General features: G+C 74.4%; 24 protein-coding genes and 1 pseudogene. 17 read left to right on the top strand and 8 right to left on the bottom strand.

Features of this window, described 5'->3' with window-relative positions:
- Positions 1 to 54: 54 nt before the first annotated feature.
- The 3 genes from murA to ACVW07_RS04505 are packed head-to-tail and all read left to right on the top strand — an operon-like array spanning position 55 to position 3,194.
- The gene (gene murA, locus ACVW07_RS04515) at positions 55 to 1,371 is read left to right on the top strand and encodes a UDP-N-acetylglucosamine 1-carboxyvinyltransferase (RefSeq protein ID WP_456818080.1); all 1,317 of its coding nucleotides are present in this window, start codon (positions 55 to 57) and stop codon (positions 1,369 to 1,371) included.
- A gap of 21 nt (positions 1,372 to 1,392) precedes the next feature.
- The gene (locus tag ACVW07_RS04510) at positions 1,393 to 2,154 is read left to right on the top strand and encodes a lysophospholipid acyltransferase family protein (RefSeq protein WP_456818079.1); all 762 of its coding nucleotides are present in this window, start codon (positions 1,393 to 1,395) and stop codon (positions 2,152 to 2,154) included.
- Positions 2,151 to 3,194, top strand: a complete 1,044-nt coding sequence (locus tag ACVW07_RS04505; protein WP_456818078.1) for an NAD(P)H-dependent glycerol-3-phosphate dehydrogenase — start codon at positions 2,151 to 2,153, stop codon at positions 3,192 to 3,194. The genes ACVW07_RS04510 and ACVW07_RS04505 overlap by 4 nt, the downstream gene beginning before the upstream one ends.
- 51 nt (positions 3,195 to 3,245) lie before the next feature.
- Here the strand turns inward: ACVW07_RS04505 and ACVW07_RS04500 are convergent, their stop codons facing one another.
- Positions 3,246 to 4,394: a trans-sulfuration enzyme family protein gene (locus ACVW07_RS04500; RefSeq protein WP_456818077.1), complete on the bottom strand. Its 1,149-nt coding sequence runs from the start codon at positions 4,392 to 4,394 to the stop codon at positions 3,246 to 3,248.
- A gap of 80 nt (positions 4,395 to 4,474) precedes the next feature.
- Here ACVW07_RS04500 and ACVW07_RS04495 point away from each other — a divergent pair, with 80 nt between their 5' ends.
- Positions 4,475 to 5,632 carry a D-alanine--D-alanine ligase family protein gene (locus tag ACVW07_RS04495; RefSeq protein WP_456818076.1) on the top strand — a complete coding sequence of 386 codons (1,158 nt, stop codon included), beginning with the start codon at positions 4,475 to 4,477 and terminating at the stop codon, positions 5,630 to 5,632.
- Between the two features lie 37 nt (positions 5,633 to 5,669).
- Here the strand turns inward: ACVW07_RS04495 and ACVW07_RS04490 are convergent, their stop codons facing one another.
- Positions 5,670 to 6,182 (bottom strand): DUF3515 family protein, encoded by a 513-nt coding sequence (locus ACVW07_RS04490; protein ID WP_456818075.1) that lies wholly within the window; start codon positions 6,180 to 6,182, stop codon positions 5,670 to 5,672.
- A 111-nt stretch (positions 6,183 to 6,293) separates the two neighbouring features.
- On the opposite strand from ACVW07_RS04490, the gene ACVW07_RS04485 reads away from it, so the two are divergent.
- A complete protein-coding gene (locus ACVW07_RS04485) occupies positions 6,294 to 7,259 on the top strand; it encodes a thiamine-phosphate kinase (RefSeq protein WP_456818074.1) in 966 nt (321 codons plus the stop codon).
- Between the two features lie 50 nt (positions 7,260 to 7,309).
- Here ACVW07_RS04485 and ACVW07_RS04480 read toward each other — a convergent pair whose 3' ends face one another.
- Both ACVW07_RS04480 and rpmB read right to left on the bottom strand, forming a co-directional pair.
- Positions 7,310 to 7,834 carry an N-acetyltransferase family protein gene (locus ACVW07_RS04480; RefSeq protein WP_456818073.1) on the bottom strand — a complete coding sequence of 175 codons (525 nt, stop codon included), beginning with the start codon at positions 7,832 to 7,834 and terminating at the stop codon, positions 7,310 to 7,312.
- A gap of 86 nt (positions 7,835 to 7,920) precedes the next feature.
- Positions 7,921 to 8,112: a 50S ribosomal protein L28 gene (gene rpmB, locus ACVW07_RS04475; RefSeq protein WP_029289091.1), complete on the bottom strand. Its 192-nt coding sequence runs from the start codon at positions 8,110 to 8,112 to the stop codon at positions 7,921 to 7,923.
- A gap of 339 nt (positions 8,113 to 8,451) precedes the next feature.
- Here rpmB and ACVW07_RS04470 point away from each other — a divergent pair, with 339 nt between their 5' ends.
- The 5 genes from ACVW07_RS04470 to rsmD all read left to right on the top strand — a co-directional run bounded on the left by ACVW07_RS04470 (position 8,452) and on the right by rsmD (position 15,292).
- Complete coding sequence (locus ACVW07_RS04470) at positions 8,452 to 9,951, top strand: DAK2 domain-containing protein (RefSeq protein ID WP_456818072.1); 1,500 nt, start codon at positions 8,452 to 8,454, stop codon at positions 9,949 to 9,951.
- Positions 9,951 to 12,197: an ATP-dependent DNA helicase RecG gene (locus ACVW07_RS04465; protein ID WP_456818071.1), complete on the top strand. Its 2,247-nt coding sequence runs from the start codon at positions 9,951 to 9,953 to the stop codon at positions 12,195 to 12,197. Before ACVW07_RS04470 ends, ACVW07_RS04465 begins: the two co-directional genes overlap by 1 nt.
- 109 nt (positions 12,198 to 12,306) lie before the next feature.
- Complete coding sequence (locus tag ACVW07_RS04460; protein ID WP_456818070.1) at positions 12,307 to 12,996, top strand: ABC transporter ATP-binding protein; 690 nt, start codon at positions 12,307 to 12,309, stop codon at positions 12,994 to 12,996.
- Positions 12,993 to 14,702: a DUF6297 family protein gene (locus ACVW07_RS04455; RefSeq protein WP_456818069.1), complete on the top strand. Its 1,710-nt coding sequence runs from the start codon at positions 12,993 to 12,995 to the stop codon at positions 14,700 to 14,702. The genes ACVW07_RS04460 and ACVW07_RS04455 overlap by 4 nt, the downstream gene beginning before the upstream one ends.
- Positions 14,699 to 15,292, top strand: coding sequence for a 16S rRNA (guanine(966)-N(2))-methyltransferase RsmD (gene rsmD / locus ACVW07_RS04450; RefSeq protein WP_456818068.1), 594 nt, complete (start codon positions 14,699 to 14,701; stop codon positions 15,290 to 15,292). Before ACVW07_RS04455 ends, rsmD begins: the two co-directional genes overlap by 4 nt.
- Here the strand turns inward: rsmD and ACVW07_RS04445 are convergent.
- Entirely contained in the window at positions 15,217 to 15,906 is a 690-nt protein-coding gene (locus tag ACVW07_RS04445) for a GNAT family N-acetyltransferase (RefSeq protein WP_456818067.1), read from the bottom strand. The genes rsmD and ACVW07_RS04445 overlap by 76 nt on opposite strands.
- An 89-nt stretch (positions 15,907 to 15,995) precedes the next feature.
- On the opposite strand from ACVW07_RS04445, the gene coaD reads away from it, so the two are divergent.
- The 6 genes from coaD (at position 15,996) to mutM (ending at position 19,556) form a co-directional block, all read left to right on the top strand.
- Entirely contained in the window at positions 15,996 to 16,487 is a 492-nt protein-coding gene (coaD, locus tag ACVW07_RS04440; RefSeq protein ID WP_456818066.1) for a pantetheine-phosphate adenylyltransferase, read from the top strand.
- A 2-nt stretch (positions 16,488 to 16,489) separates the two neighbouring features.
- Entirely contained in the window at positions 16,490 to 16,984 is a 495-nt protein-coding gene (locus ACVW07_RS04435) for a hypothetical protein (protein ID WP_456818065.1), read from the top strand.
- Positions 16,985 to 17,081: 97 nt separating this feature from the next.
- A complete protein-coding gene (locus ACVW07_RS04430) occupies positions 17,082 to 17,660 on the top strand; it encodes a YceD family protein (RefSeq protein ID WP_456818064.1) in 579 nt (192 codons plus the stop codon).
- A gap of 2 nt (positions 17,661 to 17,662) precedes the next feature.
- The gene (rpmF, locus tag ACVW07_RS04425; protein WP_456818063.1) at positions 17,663 to 17,857 is read left to right on the top strand and encodes a 50S ribosomal protein L32; all 195 of its coding nucleotides are present in this window, start codon (positions 17,663 to 17,665) and stop codon (positions 17,855 to 17,857) included.
- Positions 17,858 to 17,903: 46 nt separating this feature from the next.
- Positions 17,904 to 18,650, top strand: coding sequence for a ribonuclease III (gene rnc / locus ACVW07_RS04420; RefSeq protein WP_456818062.1), 747 nt, complete (start codon positions 17,904 to 17,906; stop codon positions 18,648 to 18,650).
- Between the two features lie 3 nt (positions 18,651 to 18,653).
- The gene (gene mutM / locus ACVW07_RS04415) at positions 18,654 to 19,556 is read left to right on the top strand and encodes a bifunctional DNA-formamidopyrimidine glycosylase/DNA-(apurinic or apyrimidinic site) lyase (protein WP_456818061.1); all 903 of its coding nucleotides are present in this window, start codon (positions 18,654 to 18,656) and stop codon (positions 19,554 to 19,556) included.
- 15 nt (positions 19,557 to 19,571) lie between these two features.
- Here mutM and ACVW07_RS04410 read toward each other — a convergent pair whose 3' ends face one another.
- Positions 19,572 to 20,513 carry an NAD(P)-dependent oxidoreductase gene (locus ACVW07_RS04410; protein WP_456818060.1) on the bottom strand — a complete coding sequence of 314 codons (942 nt, stop codon included), beginning with the start codon at positions 20,511 to 20,513 and terminating at the stop codon, positions 19,572 to 19,574.
- Positions 20,514 to 20,640: 127 nt separating this feature from the next.
- Here ACVW07_RS04410 and ACVW07_RS04405 point away from each other — a divergent pair, with 127 nt between their 5' ends.
- Positions 20,641 to 21,267: a response regulator gene (locus ACVW07_RS04405; RefSeq protein WP_456821026.1), complete on the top strand. Its 627-nt coding sequence runs from the start codon at positions 20,641 to 20,643 to the stop codon at positions 21,265 to 21,267.
- Between the two features lie 41 nt (positions 21,268 to 21,308).
- Here ACVW07_RS04405 and ACVW07_RS04400 read toward each other — a convergent pair whose 3' ends face one another.
- Both ACVW07_RS04400 and ACVW07_RS04395 read right to left on the bottom strand, forming a co-directional pair.
- A complete protein-coding gene (locus ACVW07_RS04400; RefSeq protein WP_456818059.1) occupies positions 21,309 to 22,142 on the bottom strand; it encodes a sensor histidine kinase in 834 nt (277 codons plus the stop codon).
- 418 nt (positions 22,143 to 22,560) lie between these two features.
- A pseudogene (locus tag ACVW07_RS04395) lies at positions 22,561 to 22,893 on the bottom strand (GAF domain-containing protein); the annotation flags it as partial.
- Positions 22,894 to 22,932 lie beyond the last annotated feature (39 nt).

Here is a 22,932-nt window from a genome sequence, read left to right as displayed (position 1 = left end):
GCGCCGGACGCGGTGCGGTCAGGAGCACACCCGGGCGTGGGAGACGATGAGTTCATGAGCGACCTGCTGTACGTCGACGGCGGCAACCCCTTGTCGGGCGAGATCACCGTGCGCGGAGCCAAGAACTTCGTGTCCAAGGCCATGGTGGCCGCCCTGCTGGGTGAGACGCCGAGCGTGCTGCGCAACGTGCCGCAGATCCGCGACGTCGCCGTCGTGACCGGTCTGCTGGAGCTGCACGGCGTCAAGGTGGACGCCGACGCGGACGCCGGCGTGCTGCACCTGGACCCGACGGACGTCGAGTCGGCGCACGTGGCGGACATCGACGCGCACGCCGGGTCGAGCCGGATCCCGATCCTGTTCTGCGGCCCGCTGCTGCACCGGCTCGGCGAGGCGTTCATCCCCGACCTGGGCGGCTGCCGCATCGGCGACCGGCCGATCAACTACCACCTCGACATCCTGCGGCAGTTCGGTGCGGTGGTGGAGAAGCACGAGAACGGCATCCACATCCGTGCCCCACGGCGGCTGCAGGGCACGAAGATCGCGCTGCCGTACCCGAGCGTGGGCGCCACCGAGCAGCTGCTCCTCACGGCAGTCCGTGCCGAGGGCATCACCGAGCTCGCGAACGCCGCGATCGAGCCCGAGATCATGGACCTCATCAACGTCCTGCAGAAGATGGGCGCGATCATCTCGGTCGACACCGACCGCGTGATCCGCATCGAGGGCGTGGACCGGCTCGTGGGGTTCCAGCACACGGCGCTCGCCGACCGCATCGAGGCGGCGTCCTGGGCGGCCGCGGCGCTGGCCACCGGCGGAGACGTGTACGTGCGTGGCGCGACGCAGCCCGAGATGACCACGTTCCTCAACACGTTCCGCAAGGTCGGCGGCGAGTTCGCCGTGGACGACGACGGGATCCGGTTCTACCACCCGGGCGGCGACCTGCGGTCGATCCAGCTCGAGACGGACGTGCACCCCGGGTTCATGACGGACTGGCAGCAGCCGCTCGTGGTGGCGCTCACGCAGGCTAAGGGCCTGTCGATCGTCCACGAGACGGTGTACGAGAACCGGTTCGGGTTCGTCGACGCGCTCGTCGGCATGGGCGCCACGATCCAGGTGTACAAGGAGTGCCTCGGCGGCCGGCCCTGTCGGTTCGGGCAGCGGAACTTCTACCACTCGGCCGTGATCAGCGGCCCGACGCCGCTGTCCGCGTCCGACATCGAGGTGCCGGACCTGCGGGGCGGCTTCAGCCACCTCATCGCCGCGCTGACCGCCAAGGGCACGTCGGCGGTGCGGGGCATCAGCCTCATCGACCGGGGCTACGAGCGGTTCACCGGCAAGCTCGAGGCGCTCGGCGCCGAGTTCAGCCGCGACTGACTCCCGGTAGCATCGGCTCCCGTGCAACCACCGGCTCGTTCCAACCGCGCGTACCGCGTGGTCGCCCACATCGTGCGCCCCCCGCTCAGAGCGATGACCCGTCGTGAGTGGCGAGGTGCGGAGCACATGCCCACCGACCGCGGGTTCATCGCGGCGAGCAACCACATGACGAACATCGACCCGCTGACGTTCGCGCACTTCCTGTGGGACAACGGCTTCGCCCCCAAGATCCTGGCGAAGGCGTCGCTGTTCACCGTTCCCGTGATGCGCGGCGTGCTGCACGCGACCGGTCAGATCCCGGTGCACCGCAACACGTCCGCGGCCGGTGAGTCGCTCAGCGCCGCCGTGGCCGCGATCGAGGCGGGGGAGTGCGTCGCGGTGTTCCCGGAGGGGACGCTGACACGCGAGCCCGACCTGTGGCCCATGACGGCGAAGACGGGGGTGGCCCGGCTGGCGCTGGCCACCCGCGCCCCGGTGGTCCCCGTGGCGCAGTGGGGTCCTCAAAACCTCCTGGGCCGCTACGAGAAGCTCCTTCGGCCGATCCCGCGCAAGAAGATCACCGTGGTGGCCGGGCCTCCGGTGGTCCTCGACGACCTGTACGACCGGCCGCAGGACACGGCCACGCTCCGGGAGGCGACCGACCGCGTCATGGACGCGATCACGGCGCTGCTCGAGGAGGTCCGCGGCGAGCGCGCCCCAGCGGTCCGGTACGACATGCGCAAGGCGCCGACCGCCGGCGGGAAGCCCGCGGGCGGGGACGCGGCGCCGAGGCCGGAGCTGTGACGGCGGACGTCATCCCGCCCGAGGGCGGATCCCGTGGCACGCTGCGTGCCGCCGTGCTGGGCGCGGGCAGCTGGGGCACCACGTTCGCCGCGGTGATGGCGGACGCGGGGTGCACCGTGACGGTGTGGGGCCGGGACGAGAAGACCTGCCGGCAGATCACCGAGCAGCACCGCAACGAGACGTACCTGCCCGGCGTCGAGCTTCCCGCCGGAGTCGCGGCGACCACCGACGTGCGGGCGGCCCTCGCGGGCGCCGACATCGTGGCGGTGGCCGTGCCGTCGCAGGTGGCCCGACGCACGCTCGAGCCGTTGCGGGACGCCATCGGGCCCGACGCGGTGGCCGTCTCGCTGATGAAGGGCGTGGAGCTGTCGACGGACCGGCGGATGAGCGAGGTCGTGGCCGAGGCGCTCGCGATCCCGCACGACCGGGTGGCCGTCGTCTCGGGGCCGAACCTGGCCCGAGAGATCGCCCGGCGGCAGCCCACTGCGACGGTCATCGCGTCGACGAGCGACGTCACCGCCCAGCTCGTCGCCCGTGCGTGTGCCTCGTCGTACTTCAGGCCGTACACCAACCGTGACGTCGTGGGCGTCGAGCTGTGCGGGGCGGTCAAGAACGTCATCGCCCTCGCGGTGGGCATCTCGCAGGGGCGCGGTCTCGGCTACAACACCATGGCGACAGTCATCACCCGGGGGCTCGTCGAGATCACGAGGCTCGGGCTCGCGCTCGGGGCCGACGCCGACACGTTCCCGGGGCTCGCGGGCATGGGGGACCTGATGGCCACCTGCGCGTCGCCCGACTCGCGCAACCACACCCTCGGCGGCCACATCGGTCGCGGCATGACGCTCGACGAGGCGATCACGGCCACAGGAGGGACCGCCGAGGGTGTGAAGTCCTGCCGGTCGGTCCTCGAGCTCGCGACGTCGCTCGACGTGGAGATGCCCATCACGCACGCGGTCGTGCGGGTGCTGCACGAGGGGCTTCCCGTGGACGAGCTGGCCCCGCTGCTCCTCGCCCGCCCGCACAAGGCCGAGCGGGCGTAGCGACGGCTGGCCCGACCGGCCGCTGGGAGGCGACCTTGCCGGGGCGCGACTTCAGAGCGACGACAGCGCCTGGTCGAGGTCGGCCCAGAGATCCTCGACGTCCTCGATGCCGACGGACAGCCGCAGCAGGTCCTCGGGCACCGTCGCCGCCTCGAGCGGGAACCGGCGGCGTCGCTCCAGGCTCGACTCGACGCCGCCCAGGCTGGTCGCCGGCATCCACAGCTCGAGCGCTGAGACGACAGCGTCGGCAGCTGCGGCGCCGCCCTGCGGGTGCAGGCCGATGATCGACCCGAAGCCGTGCATGAGCCGGGCGGCCCGCTCGTGCCCGGGGTCGGTGGGCAGGCTGGGGTGCCGGACCGCAGCGACCGCCGGGTGCGCCACGAGCCGGCGTGCGAGCTCGGCGGCATTGGACTGCGACCGCTCCACGCGGAGCGCCAGGGTGCGGACGCCGCGCAGCGCCAGCCATGCCTCGGTGGGACCTGCGACCGCGCCGTGCATCGTCCGGTAGGCCAGCAGCCGGTCGTGGAGCTCGCGGTCGTCGGTGAGCGCGGCACCGAGCACCACGTCCGAGTGACCCGCGAGGTACTTCGTGACCGAGTGCACGACCACGTCGGTGCCGAACTCGAGGGGGCGCTGCCCGAGCGGCGTCGCGAACGTGTTGTCCGCCGCGACGAGCGCTCCGACGGCGTGCGCCTCCTGGACGAGCACCGGCAGGTCGGCGACCTCGAGCATGGGGTTCGTGGGTGTCTCCGCCCAGAGCATCGACGCCGGCCGGTCGGTGCCGCGCACGGCCGCGACGACCTCGTCGGTGTCGGCGATGTCCACGAGCGTCAGCTCGACCTGGGAGCGCTCGCCGAGGTCACGCGCGTACGCGAGCGTCACGTTGTACGCGTGCCTCGGCGCCACGATGCGGCCGCCCGGCGGTACGAGCGACATCGCCGCGGCGATCGCGGCCATCCCGGAGGAGTACAGCAGCGCGGGGCGGGTCGATGCCTCCAGCACGCCCAGGACCTGCTCGAGCGGGTGCCAGGTCTCCGTGCCTGCGCGCGCGTAGAAGTGCTCCCCCGTGGGCACCTTGCCCTGCGACATGTACGTCGACGACAGCACGATGGCGGGGTTCACCGGGGTGCCCTGGCGTCGTTCGGGCCGCCCTGCGGCGACGACGGACGTGGCGGGTGCGAGGGACCGGCGCTCGGGCATGCGTGCAGGTTACGCGCGTGGCCTCGGATGGAGCACGAGGACGCCCGGCGCGGACTCTCGGGCCGGTAGGGTCGTGCGCGATGAACGACACGTCCGACTCCCAGCAGCCTGCCCCCGCCACCCCCCGGTCGGCCCGGCCGCGGGTGATGGTGCTCTTCGGCGGCAGGTCGGGGGAGCACTCCATCAGCTGCGCGACGGCCGGGGGCGTGCTGCGGGCCATCGACCGTGACCGGTACGACGTGCTGGCGGTCGGCATCACGCCGGCCGGCCGGTGGGTGCTCGCCGAGGACGACCCGGACCGCTGGGCGATCGTCGACGGACGGCTCCCGCAGGTCGAGGACACGGCGGCGCACGTGCTGCTGCCCCAGGCGGTGGACGACCGGGACGTGCTGGTCCTCGAGCAGGGTGTGCTCCCGCGGAGCGTCGGCGAGGTCGACGTGGTGTTCCCGCTGCTGCACGGTCCGTTCGGTGAGGACGGCACGCTGCAGGGCTTGCTGGAGCTCGCCGACGTCCCGTACGTCGGGGCGGGCGTGCTCGCGTCGGCCGTCGGCATGGACAAGCACATGATGAAGCTGGTGCTCGCCGGGCACGGGCTCCCGGTCGGCCCCTTCGAGGTGATCCGGCCCGGTGAGCTCGACCGGGACCCCGAGGGCGTCATCGCCCGCGTCAAGGCGCTCGGGCTCCCGCTGTTCGTCAAGCCCGCCCGCGGGGGGTCGAGCCTGGGCATCACCCGGGTCGACGACCTCGCGGACCTCACCGCCGCCGTGGACGCGGCTCGCGTGCACGACCCGAAGGTGGTCGTGGAGGCGGCGATCGTCGGCCGGGAGGTCGAGTGCGGTGTGCTCGGTGGTCGCACCGGTGAACGCCCCCGTGCCTCGCTGCCGGGTGAGATCGTCGTCACCGACCCGCGGCACACGTTCTACGACTTCGAGGCCAAGTACCTGGACGAGGACGGCGTCACGCTCGCCTGTCCCGCAGACCTGGCGCCGGACGTCGTCGCGGACGTCCAGGAGGCCGCGGTGCGGAGCTTCGAGGCCGTGGGTTGCGAGGGGATCGCCCGCGTCGACGTGTTCGTCACGCCGGAGGGCCGCGTGGTCGTCAACGAGATCAACACCATGCCGGGCTTCACGCCGTACTCGATGTACCCGCGGATGTGGCAGGCGAGCGGGGTGACCTACGCCGAGCTGGTCGACGAGCTCATCGCGCTCGCCCTCGCACGGCCGACCGGGCTGCGGTGACGCGTCCTACCCGGTCGCGCTGAGCCCGTAGGCACGATCAGAGGCAGGCGCCCGTCGTCGTCGTCCGGTCCACGGCGGGGCCGAGCGCGTCGACGAACGCCGTCGACCGCGCCTGGGCGACCTCGGCCGGTACCTGGACCTCGACGGCGGGCTCGCGACCATAGGTGGTGAACGTCCACGCGCTGGTGGTCTCGTGCTCCGGGTCGTCCGCCACGGCCACCCAGTCGACCGACGTGCCGCCGGGTGTGGCGACCGTGACGCAGTGCTCCGTCGTCGGGCCCAGCGGCTCCACCCCGCACCGCAGCACCACCGGGTGTGCGGGGTCGCCCCAGGCCGTCGTGGCCTGGCTGGTGGTGTCCCGGCGCGGCAGGCCGTCCCCGAGGGAGTCCGGCGTGGCGAGGACGACGCTCGCGCACACCGGGTCCGTCGCGTGCGGCGCGACCGTCACGGGTACGGCGCTGGTGCACCCCGCGAGCAGGGCGGCGCAGGCAGCGGCTCCGAGCAGCGCACGGCCCGCCGGCCGCTTCGGATGGCGTCTGGTCCGGGGCACACGTCACGGTAGCGCGACCGGCCCCGACCCCCGGCAGCCGTCGGTCGGTGACCGACGTGAGACGGCCCACGATGCGAGCGGGGGCGGATCGCCGGCGTCTACGGTGGCGGCGTGGACGACCAACCTCGCGTGTCCGACCTCTCGGAGGAGCAGCTGCTCGCGCGGATCTTCCCGCACCTGCCGACCGGGACGGGCACGCTGGTACCCCCCGGCGACGACGCCGCCGTGGTGCTGGCTCCCGACGGGCGGGTGGTCGTCACGACCGACGTGCTCGTCGAGGACCGGCACTTCCGGCGCGCCTGGTCGAGCGGGGAGGACGTCGGGCGCCGGGCGGCCGTGCAGAACCTCGCCGACGTGGCGGCGATGGGTGCCCGGCCCACGAGCCTCGTGGTGGCTCTCGCCGTCCCCGGCGACCTGCCTGTCGCCTGGGTGGAGGGGCTCGCCCGGGGGCTCGGCGCGGTGTGCGGTCCGCTGGGCGTGGGCGTGGTGGGGGGAGACCTGTCCGGAGGACCGGTGGTCGTCGTGGCCGTCACGGCGCACGGAGACCTGGAGGGGCGACAGCCCGTGCTCCGCTCGGGTGCCCGGCCCGGGGACGTCGTGGCGCACGCCGGCACCTGCGGCAGGTCCGCCGCGGGGCTCGCGCTCCTCCATGCCGGGCTGGGCGCTGCCGACCCGGCGGCCGTCGGTGCCTATCTGCGACCCGTCTCCCCGCTCGCTGCCGGTCCTGCCGCGGCCGTCGCCGGCGCCGGGGCGATGCTCGACGTGTCGGACGGGCTGCTGCGGGACGCGGGTCGCCTCGCACGGGCCAGCGGGGTGCAGGTGGACCTGGACGACCCCGCGGTCTCGTTCGCCACCGACCTCGCGGCGCTGGCGCCCGCCGCCGCGGCCGTGGGGGCGGATCCCACCGAGTGGGTCCTCGGAGGCGGAGAGGACCACGGGCTGCTGGCCACGTTCCCGGCGGACGCGGTGCTCCCTGCAGCGTTCCGGGCGGTGGGGACGGTGCGCGCGGGGTCCGGGGTCCTCGTGGCAGGGCGGACCCCGACGGTTCCGCCGGGCTGGGACCACTTCGCCGGCTGACGCCGGCGACATCGAGCAGGGTCGGCACGCTTGCCGGCCCGGCGCCGGGATCAGCCTCGGCGGTACCGGACCTCGAGGAGCTCCGCGCCGCCGAGCTCGTCGTACCGCTCGACGCCGTCGGCCTGGAAGCCGTGCCGACGGTAGAAGTGGCGGGCGCGCTCGTTGGCCGCCAGGACCCAGAGCGAGAGCCGGGTGCGCTCACCGGCCTCGCCGATCACCGTGCGCATCAGGTCGCGCGCCACGCCGTGACCCCAGACGCCGGGATCGAGGTAGATCGAGTAGATCTCACGGTCGCCGCGGCCCGCGTCCTCGTCGCGGGCCGGGCCGAGGCTCACGAACCCGACGATCTGAGGTCCTGCCTCGGCGACCCAGGTGCTCACGTTGTCCGTGGGCCCGGAGCGCAGGAAACGTGTCCAGTCGGCGGTCCGCGCCTGCGCGTCGAGGGAGTCCAGGTACCCGTCCGGCACGATGCCTGCGTAGGCCTCCTGCCAGGAACGGACGTGCACGCCGGCGATGCCCGCGGCGTCGGCCTCGCCCGCGGGCCGGATCGTCACGTCGTCGAGCTGCTCGATCATGGGGTCACCATGCCACACGCCCCGGGCAGCGCGAAGGCCCGTGAGGCGAATACCTCACGGGCCTACGGCAACGCTGTGGTGGTGCGTCAGACGGCGCGCTGGACCTTGCCGGCCTTGAGGCACGAGGTGCAGACGTTGAGTCGCTTCGGAGTGCCCGCCACCACCGCGCGCACGCGCTGGATGTTCGGGTTCCAGCGGCGCTTCGTGCGCACGTGCGAGTGCGAGATGCTGTGCCCGAAGCTCGGGCCCTTGGCGCAGACGTCGCAGTTGGCAGCCACGGTCTTCTCCTGTGTTCTTGCGGTTCGGCCGGGGCCGACGCGTCGGCCCCGATGCTGTACGGGCACGCCGCGGGTCGCGGCGAAGTCGGGGGCGGGGCGCTGAGCGTGCCCTCTCAGGCTCCGTCGTGCGCCACCTGTGCCCGAAGTCCTCCGGGCAACCGGTCAAGACTAGCCCATGCCTCCACGGCACCCCAAATGGGCCTCGGAAGGCGGCGTCGCCGCACGCCACCGCACGCCGACAGACGCCCCGGTCGGCGGCGGCGGTGGGTGTGCGTGTCGGTGATATCGGGCAGGGTGTCCGCAGAGGCGTCCGGGCCTCGGTGCGACGACGGAGGTCTGGTGGAGCAGCTCGACGCGGCAGTGGTGCGCGCCTGGGCGTCGGGTGCCCGGGCGACGCTCGACTCGGCGCGTGAGCGCATCGACGCGGTGAACGTGTTCCCCGTCGCCGACGGCGACACCGGCACCAACGTCCTGCTCACGGTCGACGGGGGAGTGGCCGCCGTGGGCGCCGTGCCGGCCCACGGCTCCGCCGCCGACGTCGCGCGGGCGTTCGCGCACGGTGCGATGCTCGCGGCCCGGGGAAACTCGGGCGTGATCGTGAGCCAGTACCTCGCGGGCTTCGCTGCCGCGCTGCCCGACGTGGCGGGGCCGTCGGACGTCGCCCACGCGCTCGCCGCGGCCGCCAGCGCCGCCCGGGGTGCGGTCGCCGACCCCCAGGAAGGCACGGTCCTCACTCTCGCCGACGAGGTCGGCGCCCGCGCGGTCCGCGCCGCTGCGGAGGGCGCGTCACTGGGTGTCCTTCTCGAGGCAGTCGTCATGGACGCGCACCGCGGTCTCGCGAGGATCAGCGCCGAGCACCCGGTGCTGCGTCGAGCGCACGTGCTCGACGCCGGCGCGTGCGCCCTGCTCGTGATCCTCGACGAGCTCGCCGTCGCCGGGCGCGGTGAGCACTCGTCCGGGGTGGTGCCGGCATGGCTCCCGGGCAGGCCCGGCGTCGTGGACGGCGTCGCGGCCCCGGGCGGCTCCTTCGAGGTGATGCTCCTGGTGCGGTCGACCGGCGGTGCCGTCGGGGACCTCGGCGCCGACCTCCGGGAGCGGATGCACGTGGTCGGGGACTCCGTCGCGGTGGTCGGTGCCGACGGATGGTGGCACGTGCACGTGCACACCGACGATCCCGAGCGAGCCGTGTCGCAAGCCGCCGTCGGGGCCCGCGAGCAGGTCGTCGTGCGCCTCGTCGACTCCCCGCACGGGTCGTCCGGCCTCACCGGCGAGCCGGGTCGCTGGGGTCTGGTGGCCTGCACGGCGTCGCCGGCGCTCGCCGCCTGGTACGCGACCGCCGGAGCGGTCGCCGTGGTGCGGTGCCCGGAGACGCCGGTCACCGCGGCGCACCTCGCGCGGGCCGTCACGGACACCGGGGCGGCGAACGTGGCCGTGCTGCCCGGCGGCGCCGTCGGCGCGGACGTGCTGTCCGGCATCCACGCGTCAGGGCGGGCCCCGGTCGTCCAGGTGCTCGACGCGGGTGACGCGCTCCGCACCGTGGTCGCCACGTTGGCGTTCGCCGGGTCCGCGGCCCCGTCGGCCGCGCACGCGGCAGCCGTGGCCCTCGGCCGGGTCCGCGCCGCGACGGTCGACGACGACCTGGTCCCGGGTGTCGAGGCGTTCCTCCGCGCCGAGAGCCGGCCCGGCGACCTGAGCCTGACGGTGGTCCACCGCGACACCGTCGAGCCGGCGACCGTCGATGCGCTCGTCGCACTGCTGGCCGCCCGGACCGACGGCGTCGAGCCGGTGCTCGTCGGCCCGACGGGTCAGGGGCCCGCGTTCCTCGTGGGACTGGACTGATGGCCGCGCGGTCCACCGGGCCGGGCGTCCGGTACGCCGACGGCGTGGAGCCCTCGCGCGGGTACCTCGACGAGCCGGTGACGTCCGTCGTACCCCGGTCCGCCAAGCCGTTCGCCGCCCTCGGCATCCGGACGGTCGGCGACCTGCTGCGCCACTACCCGTGGCGGTACGCCGACGCCGGCACGCTGACCGACATCGCTGGTCTCGCCGTCGGGGAGGACGTCGCGATCGTCGCCGAGGTGCGCCAGGCGGTGGTCCGTCGCGCGCGGACCACCCACGCGGCCCGGCTCGAGGTCCAGATCACGGACGGCACGCGCACGCTCCAGCTCATCTTCTTCGGTGCCACCCGGCACCACGAGGCGCTCCTGCGGCCGGGCCGTCGGGGGCTGTTCTCCGGCCAGATCGGCGAGTTCGGCGGCCGGCCACAGCTCGCCCATCCCACGTACGAGATGTTCGACGACGACAGCGAGGGCGAGCGGCAGGCCGTCGAGCGGGCCGAGTGGCCCCGGCCCGTGTACCGCGCCGTCGCGGGGCTCGACACGACCAAGATCGGCCGCGCCGTCCGGACGGTGCTCGGCCCGCTCACCGAGAGCGACGTCGAGGACCCCGTGCCGCCGGCGGTCCGGGAGGCACGTCGCCTCGGTTCCCGTCGGCAGGCGCTCCAGGACGTGCACGAGCCCCGCACGGAGGCCGACTGGCGACGGGGACGGGCGCGCCTGCGGTTCGAGGAGGCGTTCGTGCTGCAGGCCGAGCTGGCTCGGCGCCGGGCGAGGGCCGCCGCCGAGCCTGCCACTGCCCGGCCGCGCGTCCTCGGCGGGCTGCTCGACGCCTTCGACGCGCGCCTCCCGTTCGAGCTGACCGCCGGTCAGCGTGAGGTCGGCGAACAGATCTCCGGTGAGCTGTCCGGCGCGGTGCCGATGCAGCGGTTGCTGCAGGGCGAGGTGGGCTCGGGCAAGACCGTCGTGGCGCTGCGCGCGATGCTCCAGGTCGTCGACGGTGGCGGCCAGGCGGCGCTGCTGGCCCCGACGGAGGTCCTCGCCGCGCAGCACGCCCGGTCGTTGCGTGCCCTGCTCGGCGACCTCGCGGAGGGCGGCATGCTCGGCGGAGCCGAGATCGGCACCAGGGTGGCGTTGCTGACCGGCTCACAGCCGGCGGCCGTCAAGCGGGCAGCCCTGCTCGACGCCGCGGGTGGAGCGGCCGGCATCGTCGTCGGCACGCACGCCCTGCTGTCCGCCACGGTGCAGTTCGCCGACCTGGGCCTCGTGGTCGTCGACGAGCAGCACAAGTTCGGCGTCGAGCAGCGTGACACGCTGCGCGCGAAGGCCGCCACGTCGCCGCACCTGCTCGTCATGACGGCCACGCCGATCCCGCGCACGGTCGCGATGACGGTGTTCGGCGACCTCGAGACGTCCGTGCTGCGCGAGGTGCCCGCCGGGCGCAGCGGAGTCACCACGCACGTGGTCCCCGCCGAACGGCCGGGCTGGCTCGACCGGACCTGGCAGCGGGTCCGCGAGGAGGTCGACCGCGGGGGACGGGCGTACGTGGTCTGCGCGCGGATCGACGGCGACGAGGCGGTGGCGCCGGACGACGACGTGGCCCTGGCCGACGAGGACGCCGGGTCCGCCCGGGCGCCGCTGCGGGCGGTGCTCGAGGTGGCCGAGGAGCTCCGCGCCCTGCCCGCGCTCGCGGGTGTCGAGGTCGGCACGCTGCACGGCCGGATGCCGCCGGAGGACAAGGACCGGGCGCTGGCCGAGTTCTCGCGCGGTCGGCTGCCCGTGCTCGTGTCCACGACCGTCGTCGAGGTCGGCGTGGACGTCCCGGAGGCGACCGTGATGGTCGTTCTCGACGCGGACCGGTTCGGCGTGTCGCAGCTCCACCAGCTGCGGGGACGGATCGGTCGCGGGAGCGCGCCGGGCGTGTGCCTGCTGGTGTCGTCCGCGCCGGACGGCACGCCCGCGGCGGCGCGGCTCGAGAAGCTGGCCAGCACGTCGGACGGGTTCGAGCTCGCGACCTTCGACCTGGAGCAGCGCGGAGAGGGCGACGTGCTCGGCGCGTCCCAGTGGGGCGGGTCGTCGTCGCTGCGGCTGCTGCGCGTGACGCGGGACGCGGAGGTCATCGAACGGGCGCGGCAGGACGCTCGCGCGCTCGTGGACGAGGATCCGGAGCTCGCGGGCTGGCCGCCGCTGCAGGCCGCGATCGACACGATGCTCGCCGGTGACCGGGACGAGTTCCTCGACCGTGCCTGACCCGGGCGCCGGCGCACGGTCCGCCCGCCGACGGCCCGCCGACGCCCCCTGGACGGGTCGTGCCGCGAACGGTGCGAGGCCGGCATCGGTCGCGGCTACCCTGACGGACGTGTCGAAGCCCGTCGTACGCGCCCAGGACCTGCTCGTCGGCTACGGCGGGGCACCCGTGTGCGCCCCCGTGTCGTTCACCCTGGCGCCGGGGAAGGCCGTCGCGCTCGTGGGGGCGAACGGCTCCGGCAAGTCGACGGTGCTCCGGGCCGTGATCGGGCTCCTCGAACCCGTGTCCGGGTCGTTGCAGGTTCTCGGCGGCGCTGTCGACGAGCGGGACGTCGGATTCCGCCGGCAGGTGGCGAGCGTGCTCGACGACGACGCGTACTTCCCGGCCCTCACGGTCTCGGAGCACCTCTACCTCACGGCGCGCGGGCACGGGGTGCGTGGCGCCGACGACGTGGTGGCAGAGCTGCTCGCCGAGTTCGGGCTGACCGACCACGCGCGCTCGCTGCCGGTCTCCCTGTCGTCCGGGCAGCGCCGCCGCCTGCTGCTGGCCGCGGGGTTCGTGCGGCCGCGGTCGCTGCTGGTGCTCGACGAGCCGGAGCAGCGGCTCGACAAGGCGATGCGGGACCGCCTGGCGGCCCGGCTGGTGGAGGAGAAGCGCGCCGGTGGGTCGGTGCTGCTCGCCACCCATGACGCCGAGCTGCTCCGTGCCGTCGCGGACCGCGCCGTCGTCGTGGCGGACGACGTCTCGAGGGTGATGTCGCCGTCCGACGCGGCGCAGGTCATCAGCCGGGAGAACCCGTGAGCGAGGGCCCCGCCGACACCGCCGGCGACATCTCGGCCGCTGCCGCGGAGGCCGGCGAGCACCCGGGGCCCGACGAGCCCTCCGACCACGCAGAGCCCGCGGTCCAGCCCTTCGACGTCGGTGCGGTCCCGCCCGCGCGCTCGATCCGCAGGTTCACCGCGCAGGCGGGCAACGCGCGCGGTGGCGCGAGCCTCGGCTCGCTCATGTCGGACATCTACTACGCGGTGATCTCGGTGGCGATCAGCATCGGCATCGCTCTGGGCTTCGCCCAGGCGATGCGCGTGGCCCTGCCGCCGGCGCCGGACGTGGCACCCCCGCAGGGCCTGAGCCTCGCCGCGCTGGTCGTCGTGATCCTGGTAGCCCTCGCCGGGGTCCTGCTGTCCCTGGCCGGGCGGCTGGGTCCGGTGGGGGCCGGCGGCGCTGAGGCGGCGTGGTGGTTGAGCCTGCCGGTGGACCGCCGAGGTCTGCTCCGCCCCGCGGCGCGCCGGCTGCCGGTCGTGGCCGCGCTCGTCGGGGCGGTCGTCGTGACGCTGCTCGACGCCGGGCTCCTGAGCGACACCGGCGGACGCCTGGTCCGGGTCGGGCTGGCGTCGGCGCTCGCGGCGGCGGCGATCGTGCTCCTCGCGGGCGTCCTGCAGTCGGTCGGCGTCCCCCGGCGGACGACTGCGCTCCTCGGCGACCTGCTCCTCGTCGCTGCTCCGGTGTCCGCCGTCGCCCTCGCGGCGCTCGGGTGGGACCTCGACGCCCTGCCGGGACCGCCGTGGGTGCTGGTCGTCGGGCTGGCGGTGCTCGTCGTCGCGCTCGTCCTGCTCGTCGACCGCCGTCTGGGCCGGATGCCGGGACGGTCGTTGCGCGAGAGCGGGTCCGTCGCCTCCCAGGCCGTCGGCGCCGTCGTGTCGATGGACTCGCGGGAGCTCGGGCGCGCGCTCACCGACGGCGCGGCGCCCTCGGCGCGGCGGTGGGTGTCCCGCCTGCGGACGGCCCGCGGCCCGGCGTCGGCCCTGGTGACGGCGGACGTCGTCGTGCTGCGGCGCTCCGCACGGCACGTGGTGCAGCTCGTGGTCGCGGCCCTGGTGCCCGTGCTGGCCAGCACCGTCCCGCAGCTGGCCAGTCCCGCCGGGGTGCTGCTCGCCGTGCTCGTGTCCGGGTACGTCGCCATGAGCGCGACGGGGGAGGGCGCGCGTCGGGCGGAGATGGCTCCCGTCCTGGACCGGCTGCTCCCGCTGGAGGCGAAGGAGGTCCGGCGGCTCCGCATGGTCGTGCCTGCGATCGCGATGCTGCTGTGGTCGATCGTCGTGTTCCTGGCGGTCGGTCGTTGGGCCGGGGACCTGGCCGGCTGGCTGGCCCTCGGCCTGGCCACCACGCCCGTGTGGGCAGCGGGCGCCGTGCGCTCGTCGTACCGCCCTGCTCCCGACTGGGGAGGTGCCCTCGTGTCCACGCCGTTCGGTGCGCTGCCCACCGGTGTCGGCAGCGTGCTCGCCCGCGGGCCGGACGTCGTCGTGCTCGGCCTGCTGCCCCTGTGGATCGCGCTCCTGCTGAGGACCGTCAACACGCCGCTGCTGTTCGCCCAGGTCGTGCTCGCCGTCATCGCCGTGACGCTCGCGTCGTCGATCCGCACGGGCTCGTTGCTGGAGCGGCTCATGGAGCAGACCGAGCAGCCGGGCTCGACGGGACCGACCGGCTCGGCGCGTCCTCCGCGACCATGACCCGCATCGTCGCGGGAAGCTCAGGCGGCCGCACGCTCGAGGTGCCCCGCAGGGGCACGCGGCCGACGAGCGAACGTGTCCGCGAGGCGCTGTTCTCGCGGCTGGAGCACCTCCACGTCGTGAGCGGTGTCCGTGTCCTCGACCTCTACGCCGGGTCCGGCGCGCTCGGCCTCGAGGCGGCGAGCCGCGGGGCGGTACACGTGACGCTGGTGGAGTCGGGCCGGGACGCCGCGGCGGTGTGCCGGCGCAACGTGGCGACGCTGGGGCTCGGTGAGGTGGTCACCGTGTCGGCCGAGCAGGCCGAGCGGTTCGTGCAGCGGACGGTCGCCGCGCCGTGGGGCCTGGTGCTCGTCGACCCGCCCTACGACCTCACGGACGACGACCTGGGCGCCGTCCTGGGTGCCCTCGCTCTCCCTGGCGTGCTGGACGACGGTGCCGTGCTGGCGGTCGAGCGGTCGCGTCGCGCGCCCGAACCGCGCTGGCCCGAGGGGATGGTGCGGTTCGACCGCCGCGCCTACGGCGACACGGTCGTGTGGTTCGCGGAGCCGGACACCGTGGTGGACGCCCCACCCGCACCCGCCGCGGACTGAGGGCGTCCCAGCGCGACCAGGCCGGGACCGCCGGGCGCCAGCTCGTGCCGTCCGAGCTCGACGTAGCCGAGGCGGGCGTAGAAGGCGTGGTTCCGGGGGTCGGTGGTGCACAGCCACGTGTCGCGAGCGAGCGCGTCGGACTCCAGGACGCCGGCACGGACGAGGTCCCCGCCGATGCCGCGCCCCTGCTCGTCCGGCGCCACCACGAGGTAGTTGAGGTAGTCGGCGGGTGCGGCCGGGGCGGATGCCGTCGATGCCCGACCCAACGCCGTGAGGATCTCCGTCGCACGGGCCGCACCGACGAGCAGCGCCAGCGCTCCTGCGGGCGTCGGCAGCGAGGCCGTGACCGGGTGGAGCGCGGGGTCGACGCCGTGCAGCCGCCATGCGGCGACGCCGACGACACGACCGCCGTCGACGGCGACGTGCACCCGTCCCAGCGCGAGGTAGCGGTCGACCGAGGGTCCGAGCCAGGCGGCGCACGCCTCGGTGCGCGTCGGGTCGTCCGGCAGCGCCCACCGGATCATCGGGTTGTCGCGGAACCCGAGGGCCAGCACGGTGCGGATCGCGGGTGCGTCGTCGGGGGTGGCCGTCCGGACGTGCGGGGTCTCGGGCATGCGGTCGAGCATGGCGCGACGACGCGGCCCTGACCAGGCCCGACGGGGCTTGCGCAGGCGCTCCGCGGACGCTGGCCTACCCTGGCGACGTGACCATCGCCGTCTGCCCGGGGTCCTTCGACCCGATCACCCTCGGCCACGTGGACGTCGTGCGACGTGCGTCGGCCCTGTTCGACGAGGTCGTCGTCGGCGTCGCACGGAACTCCGCGAAGACCGCGCTGCTGACGTCCGACGAGCGTGTCGCGCTGGCCCGCAAGGCGCTTGCTGAGGTGCCCGGCGTCCGCGTCGAGGCGGTCGACGGGCTGCTCGCGGACTTCGTCGCGGACGTCGGCGCGGGCGCCGTGGTCAAGGGCCTGCGCAGCGGTGCGGACTTCGACGCAGAGCTGCCGATGGCGCTCATGAACCGGCATCTGTCCGGTGTGGAGACGGTGTTCGTGGTGGGTGACCCGTCGCTGGCGCACGTCGCGTCGTCGCTGGTCAAGGACGTGGCCCGGTTCGGCGGGCCGGTCGACGACCTCGTGCCGGCGGGTGTCGCCGAGGCAGTCCGGGACGCGCTCGCCCGATCGACGACGAGGAGCTGACGATGACCGAACAGGAGCCCACGACCCGCCCCGAGGGCCTCACGGGCGTGCTGGACGCGATCGGTGCCGCCGTGACGCACGCACGGGCCATGCCCATGTCGTCGTCCGTGCTCGTGAACCGCGCGGAGCTGCTCGACCTCGTCGACCAGGCGCGCGACGTGCTGCCCACCCAGATCACGCGGGCGGACGCCGTGCTTGCGGACGCGGACTCGGCGCGGGCCGCCGCGCAGGCCGAGGCCGACGCGATCGTGGCCGATGCCCGCGTGCGGGCGGCAGCCCTGGTGGACGCCGAGCAGGTCGTCGTGGATGCCCGGGCACGCGCGCAGGAGATCGTCGCGGAGGCGGAGCAGGTCGCCGACGGCCTGCGCCGCGACGCCGACGACTACTGCGACCGGCGGCTGGCCGACTTCGAGATCGACCTCGGCAAGGTCCTCGGCCAGGTGCAGGCCGGCCGCGCGAAGCTCGCCGAGCGCCTGGAGGACGCCTCGGGTGCGTGAGGTGCCTCGATTTTGGGTGGCACCCGCACGTGTCGTAGAGTTGGCGGTTGGTCCTGCTGGTCATGGCGTGGACCGAGATCTGACGAGGGGACCGGCCGTGCATCGCCCTGTTCACCTCGATCCCCGTTCGCCGTTCGTGCTCGACACCCACGAGCTCGGTCGACGTCCGGGATCGACGCGGACCGTGCAGCTGACGGTGGGCGCCCCCGAGGATCTCGGTACCGACGTGATCGGCGTCCCCCCAGGGACCGACGTCGAGCTGGATCTGCGGCTCGAGGCGGTCATGGAGGGGGTCCTGGTCTCCGGATCCGTCCGGGGCCGGGCGATCGGGGAGTGCGTGCGCTGCCTGGGCGAGGTCGTCGAGAACGTCGACGTCACGCTCACGGAGCTGTACGTCTACCCTGAGCGCGCGGCCGTCGCAGCGGAGGACGGCGACGACGAGGAGGACGTGCGCGAGCTGGAGGGCGACCTGATCGACCTCGAGCCCGCGCTGCGGGACGCGGTGGTGCCGGCTCTGCCGTTCCAGCCGCTGTGCAGCCCTGACTGCCCGGGTCTGTGCTCCGAGTGCGGAGCACGCCTGGCGGACGACCCTGACCATTCGCATGAGACGCTTGACCCTCGCTGGGCCGCTCTGGGCGGTCTTGCGAGCCTGGTCGACGAGACGAAAGAGAGCTAGCCGTGGCGGTTCCGAAGCGCAAGATGTCGCGCAGCAACACCCGTGCGCGTCGGTCGCAGTGGAAGACCACTGCCACGACGCTCCACTCGTGCCCGCAGTGCAAGGCCGACAAGATGCCGCACACGGCCTGCCCGTCGTGCGGCACCTACAACGGTCGTCGCTACGCCGAGGCCGTGCGCACCGAGCACGAGGCCTGAGCACCACCTCGGACACCGTGACGCACCCATCCACCGGAACGCCGGCATGAGTGCTGCCGCGGAACAGCTCGTCGAGAAGCTCGGGGTCCACCTGGACCCCGAGCTTCTCGTGCTCGCCCTGACCCACCGGTCCTTCGCGCACGAGGCCGGCGGCATCCCCACCAACGAGCGCCTGGAGTTCCTCGGCGACACCGTGCTGGGGCTGGTCGTCACCGAGTCGCTGTACCGGACGCATCCCGACCTGCCGGAGGGCGACCTCGCGAAGATGCGAGCCGCCACGGTGTCGCAGCGAGCCCTCGCGGAGGTGGCCCGCGCGCTCGACCTCGGCGAGTACGTGCTCCTCGGCAAGGGCGAGCTCAGCACCGGGGGCCGGGACAAGGACTCGATCCTGTCCGACACGCTCGAGGCCCTGTTCGGCGCCGTCTACCTGTGCCACGGGCTCGAGCCGGCGCGCGGTGTCGTCAGCCGCCTCGTCGGGCCCACCCTGACGGCCGCGGCGGACCTCGGTGCGGGGCTGGACTGGAAGACGTCGCTGCAGGAGCTCTCGGCTGCCCTGGGCCTCGGGGCGCCCGGCTACGAGGTCGTCGGCGAGGGGCCCGACCACGCCCGGACGTTCACGGCGCACGCAGTGATCGCCGGTGAGGCGCGCGGGACGGGCACGGGCCCCGCGAAGAAGCTCGCCGAGCAGAAGGCCGCCGCCGACGCGTACCGCGCGCTCGAGGCGCAGCACGCCCGGGCCGCCGCTGCCGACGACGCTGCCGCTGCGGACGACGCTGCCTCTGCCGCACTCTGAGCGATGCCTGAGCTGCCCGAGGTGGAGACCGTCCGCGACGGCCTCGCCCGCCACGTGCTGGGGCGCCGCGTCACCCGCGTGGACGTCCACCGGGAGTACAGCGTCCGGCGCCACGTCGAAGGGCCGCTCGACTTCGCCGGGCGGCTCCTCGGCCGGCGCTTCGACGCGGCGGTCCGGCGCGGCAAGTTCGTGTGGCTGCTGCTCGACGAGGGTGACGACGCGCTGCTCGCGCACCTCGGCATGAGCGGGCAGCTCCTGGTCCGGCAGGGCCCGGACGGGCTCGTCGACCACCAGCACCTGCGGGTCCGGATGGCGCTCGACGACGGGTCGGCGCTCGACTTCGTGGACCAGCGCACGTTCGGCCACCTCTCGGTCACCGACCTCGTGCCGACCAGCGACGGCCTCCCCGGCGGTCGGGGTGCCGACGTCCCCGTGGTCCCCGCCCCGGTGGCGCACATCGCGCGGGACCTCCTCGACCCGGCCCTGGACAGAGCCGCCGTCGTCTCCGCCCTGCGCGCCCGGCGGACCGGGATCAAGCGCGCGCTGCTCGACCAGACACTCGTCTCCGGCGTCGGCAACATCTACGCCGACGAGGGTCTGTGGCGTGCCCGACTGCACTACGCGCGACCCACCGAGACGCTGCGCCGTGCGGAGGCGGAGCGGGCTCTCGACGGGGCGCAGGAGGTCATGGCCGAGGCACTGCAGCAGGGTGGAACGAGCTTCGACGCCCTGTACGTGAACGTGAACGGCGCGTCCGGGTACTTCGACCGCTCGCTCGCGGTCTACGGCCAGGAGGGCCGACCCTGCCCCCGGTGCGGCGCGCCGGTCCGGCGGGACCAGTTCATGAACCGGTCCTCGTACACGTGCCCGGTGTGCCAGCCGCGTCCCCGCCGGGGCCGCTGGTGAGCCGTGGGCCGACGGTCAGCGCGGCACCACGTTCCGTAGCGGGCGCCCCTCCAGGTACGCCGCGAGGTTCTCGGCGAGGAGCGCAGCGGCGCCCAGGGGGCGGCCGCCCGCCGCGTGCGGGCTGACGAGGATCCGGGGCTCGTCCCACAGCGGCGAGTCGGCGGGGAGCGGCTCGGTCTCGAACACGTCCAGCGCCGCACCCGCGAGGCGCCCTTCCCGGACGGCGTCGAGCAGCGCGCCCTCGTCGAGGGTGGGCCCGCGGCCCACGTTCACCACCCAGGCGTGCGCCGGGAGCGCCGCCAGGACGCGTGCGTCGACGGCATGGTGGGTGTCGGCCGTCGCGGGGAGCAGGCTGATGAGCAGATCCGTCGCGGGCAGCACCGAGCCGACGTCCTGAGCCGCCACGACCGGGTGCCCGTGCCGCTCGCCGGAGCGGGTGGCGACACCGGTCACCTGTGCCCCCAGGGCGACGAGCAGGGGCGCGAGCCGAGCCGCGATGGAGCCGAAGCCCCAGACCAGCACGCGGGCTCCCGAGAGGGAGCGGAACTCGTCGCGCCGCACGTGCTGCACGCCTCCGAGCTCACCGGCCCACCGGTGCGCCTGCTGCGCGCGCACCAGATCGGGCAGGCGCCGGGCGCACGCGAGCACGAGCGCGAGCGCGTGCTCGGCGACGGGGCCGTCGTGCAGGCCGCGACCCGACGTGACCAGCACCTCGGGTGCGAACCCGGCGCCGAGCACGCTGTCGGGGCCGGCGGCGAGGCTCTGCACCCACCGCAGGCGCGGGAGGCGCGTCGCGGCGTCACGGAGGTTGCCCGGCCCGTTGCCCCATGCCACGAGCACCTCCGCGTCGAGGGCCTCGTCGGGGAGAAGGTCGTCGACCCGGTAGCGGAGCGTCCGGACCCCGTCGGGGAGGGCGGAGGCCTCGTCGAGCGTAGTGGGCAGGAGCACGAGCGTCACACCCGCACGATGCCACGAGCCGCCCGGTCCGGCTGCCCGCGCGCTGAACAGCACGGGGCGCGGCCGCGGATACGATGCGAACGTGCCAGCGCCCACGTCGTCCGCGAAGAACGGCCCGATCACCGTGATGATCGTCGACGACCACGAGGTCGTGCGCCGAGGGATCGCCGAGGTCATCGAGCGAGCCGACGGGATGACCGTCGTGGCGGAGGCCGGTTCGGTCGCGGACGGCGTACGTCGTGCCGGGCTGGTCCGGCCGGAGGTCCTGCTCGCGGACCTGCAGCTGCCGGACGGCACGGGGATCGACCTGATCCGAGCGGTCCGCGAGGCGCTGCCGGACGTCAGGGCGATCGTCCTGACGTCGTTCGACGACGACGACGCGCTGGCCGCCGCCCTCGACGTGGGTGCTGCGGCGTACCTGCTGAAGACGGTCCGCGGGGCGGAGATCACCGATGTCGTGCGTGCCGTCGCCGCAGGCCGCACGCTCCTCGACGACCGCACGGTGACCCGTCGTCGGGCAGGCCACGAGGACCCGACGGAGAACCTCACGCCGAGCGAGCTGCGCGTGCTCGACCTCATCGGCGAGGGCTTGTCGAACCGGGAGATCGCGGAGCGCCTCGGGGTCGCCGAGAAGACCGTGAAGAACCACATCACGTCGCTGCTCGCGAAGATGGGGCTGCAGCGCCGCACGCAGGTGGCGGCGTGGGTGGCGTCCCGCAAGCACAGCAGCTGGCGGGGCGACCCCGGACACTGACGGCGACGGGACCAGCGGCGGGCCGCGACAGACGGAGCGGGTCAGGCCAGCGGCGCGGTCCACCGCAGGTGGGTGCCGGTACCGACCTCGGACGGGCCGAGCACGAAGGTGCCGTTGTGCTGCCGGGCCCGCGACGCGAGGTTGCCGGTGCCCGACGCCCGGTCCCGGGTCGCGGGCATGCCGACGCCGTCGTCCTCGACCTCGACGCACACGGAGCCGTCCGCCCCCGAGCCGCGCACCGCGACCCGCACCGTCACCGAGCTCGCGTGGGCGTGCCGGGCGGCGTTGGCCAGGCCTTCCCGCACGACGGCGACGACGTCGTCGGTCAGCGCCGCACCCAGGCGGTCGTCCATGCGGTCCTCGTCGAGCTCGTCGTCGGCCAGCGGGCTGCCGTCGAGCGTGAGCACGACCGACGGCGCGAACCCCAGGCCGGTCCGGGCCAGGGACGCCTCGCGCCGCAGCCTCTCGACCAGGCCGGTCGCGGCGTCGGGGTCGCGGAGCCTGAAGACGATCTCGCGGATCTGCCGGACGGAGCCGTCGACGTTGTCGAGCGCCTCGTCGACGATGCTCAGCAGCTCGCTCGGGTCGACGCCGCGGGCGGCGCGCCGGCGGACGGTCTCGAGCTGCATGCCGGTGGCGAACAGCTGCTGGATCGCCAGGTCGTGCAGGTCCCGGGCGATCCGCTCGCGCTCGTCGAGCAGCGCGGCGACGTCCTGGGCGTGCCGGGCCTCGGCGAGCACGTACGCGAGGGCCGCCTGGGCGGCGAACGACTCCGCGGTCGCGAGGTCCCGCTCCTCGAACACCGGCCGTCCGGCCAGCCGGAGCAGCAGCAGCACGCCGACGCCACGGCCCGACGTCTGCAGCGGCGCGAACATCGCGGACCCGAAGGCGGCGAGCTCCGGGACGACCGTCCGGATCGACTCGGACGGCGCGGAGGGCGATCATGCCCTTGTTCTCCAGCATCACCTTCTCCGCGCGACCGCCCGCAGGCATCATCGTGCCGACCAGGTCGGGCGCGAGGTGACCGACCGCGAGCTCGATGAGCAACGTGCCGCCGAGGCCCGGCAGCGCGAGCGCCGCCGTGTCCGCGCGAGCCACCTCCCGGGCGGTGGCGGCGACGTGCTCGAGTGCCTCCTCCTCGTCCACGCCCTCCAGGAGCATGGTCGTGACGTCCTGCCCGGCGCGCAGCCAGTGCTCCCGTTGCGCCGCCTCGGCGTAGAGCTGGGCGTTCGCGACGGCCACGCCTGCGGCAGCGGCCAGCGCGACGACGAGCTGCTCGTCCTCGTCGGTGAAGCTGCCCGCCTTCTCCGACAGGTAGAGCTGGCCGTACACGTGCCGCCCGACGCGGACCGACGCGCCGAGGAACGACCCCATCGGCGGGTGGCCGGGGGGGAAGCCGCCGAAGGCGGGGTGCTGCGTGAGGTCGTCGAGCCGGAGCACCCCCTCCGGAGGGATCCGGCCGAGGACGCCGTGGGCGTGCGGCGCGGTCGCGAGCATCCGTGCGACGGCGTTCGGGACGCCCGTGTACACGAAGGTCGTGGACGTGCCGTGCGCGTCCAGGACGTTGATCGCCCCGTACCGCGCACCGGTGAGGCGCGCGCTGACCTGGACGAACCTGTCGAGCACCGCGGGGAGGTCGAGCTCGCTCGCCACCGCGAGGATGGC

The sequence above is a fragment of the Cellulomonas sp. URHB0016 genome, assembly GCF_054057935.1.
The sequence above is the reverse complement of the archived record's forward strand: the minus strand, read 5'-3'. Positions and strand labels throughout refer to the sequence as shown.

Excerpts from the sequence above, each read along its gene's own strand:
- ACVW07_RS04435 (WP_456818065.1), top strand. The coding sequence starts at position 16,490 with ATGACCGAACAGGAGCCCACGACCCGCCCCGAGGGCCTCACGGGCGTG.
- rsmD (WP_456818068.1), top strand. The coding sequence starts at position 14,699 with ATGACCCGCATCGTCGCGGGAAGCTCAGGCGGCCGCACGCTCGAGGTG.
- ACVW07_RS04445 (WP_456818067.1), bottom strand. The coding sequence starts at position 15,906 with ATGCCCGAGACCCCGCACGTCCGGACGGCCACCCCCGACGACGCACCC.
- ACVW07_RS04400 (WP_456818059.1), bottom strand. The coding sequence starts at position 22,142 with ATGTTCGCGCCGCTGCAGACGTCGGGCCGTGGCGTCGGCGTGCTGCTG.
- rnc (WP_456818062.1), top strand. The coding sequence starts at position 17,904 with ATGAGTGCTGCCGCGGAACAGCTCGTCGAGAAGCTCGGGGTCCACCTG.
- ACVW07_RS04495 (WP_456818076.1), top strand. The coding sequence starts at position 4,475 with ATGAACGACACGTCCGACTCCCAGCAGCCTGCCCCCGCCACCCCCCGG.
- ACVW07_RS04465 (WP_456818071.1), top strand. The coding sequence starts at position 9,951 with ATGGCCGCGCGGTCCACCGGGCCGGGCGTCCGGTACGCCGACGGCGTG.
- ACVW07_RS04500 (WP_456818077.1), bottom strand. The coding sequence starts at position 4,394 with ATGCCCGAGCGCCGGTCCCTCGCACCCGCCACGTCCGTCGTCGCCGCA.
- mutM (WP_456818061.1), top strand. The coding sequence starts at position 18,654 with ATGCCTGAGCTGCCCGAGGTGGAGACCGTCCGCGACGGCCTCGCCCGC.
- ACVW07_RS04480 (WP_456818073.1), bottom strand. The coding sequence starts at position 7,834 with ATGATCGAGCAGCTCGACGACGTGACGATCCGGCCCGCGGGCGAGGCC.
- murA (WP_456818080.1), top strand. The coding sequence starts at position 55 with ATGAGCGACCTGCTGTACGTCGACGGCGGCAACCCCTTGTCGGGCGAG.
- ACVW07_RS04405 (WP_456821026.1), top strand. The coding sequence starts at position 20,641 with ATGATCGTCGACGACCACGAGGTCGTGCGCCGAGGGATCGCCGAGGTC.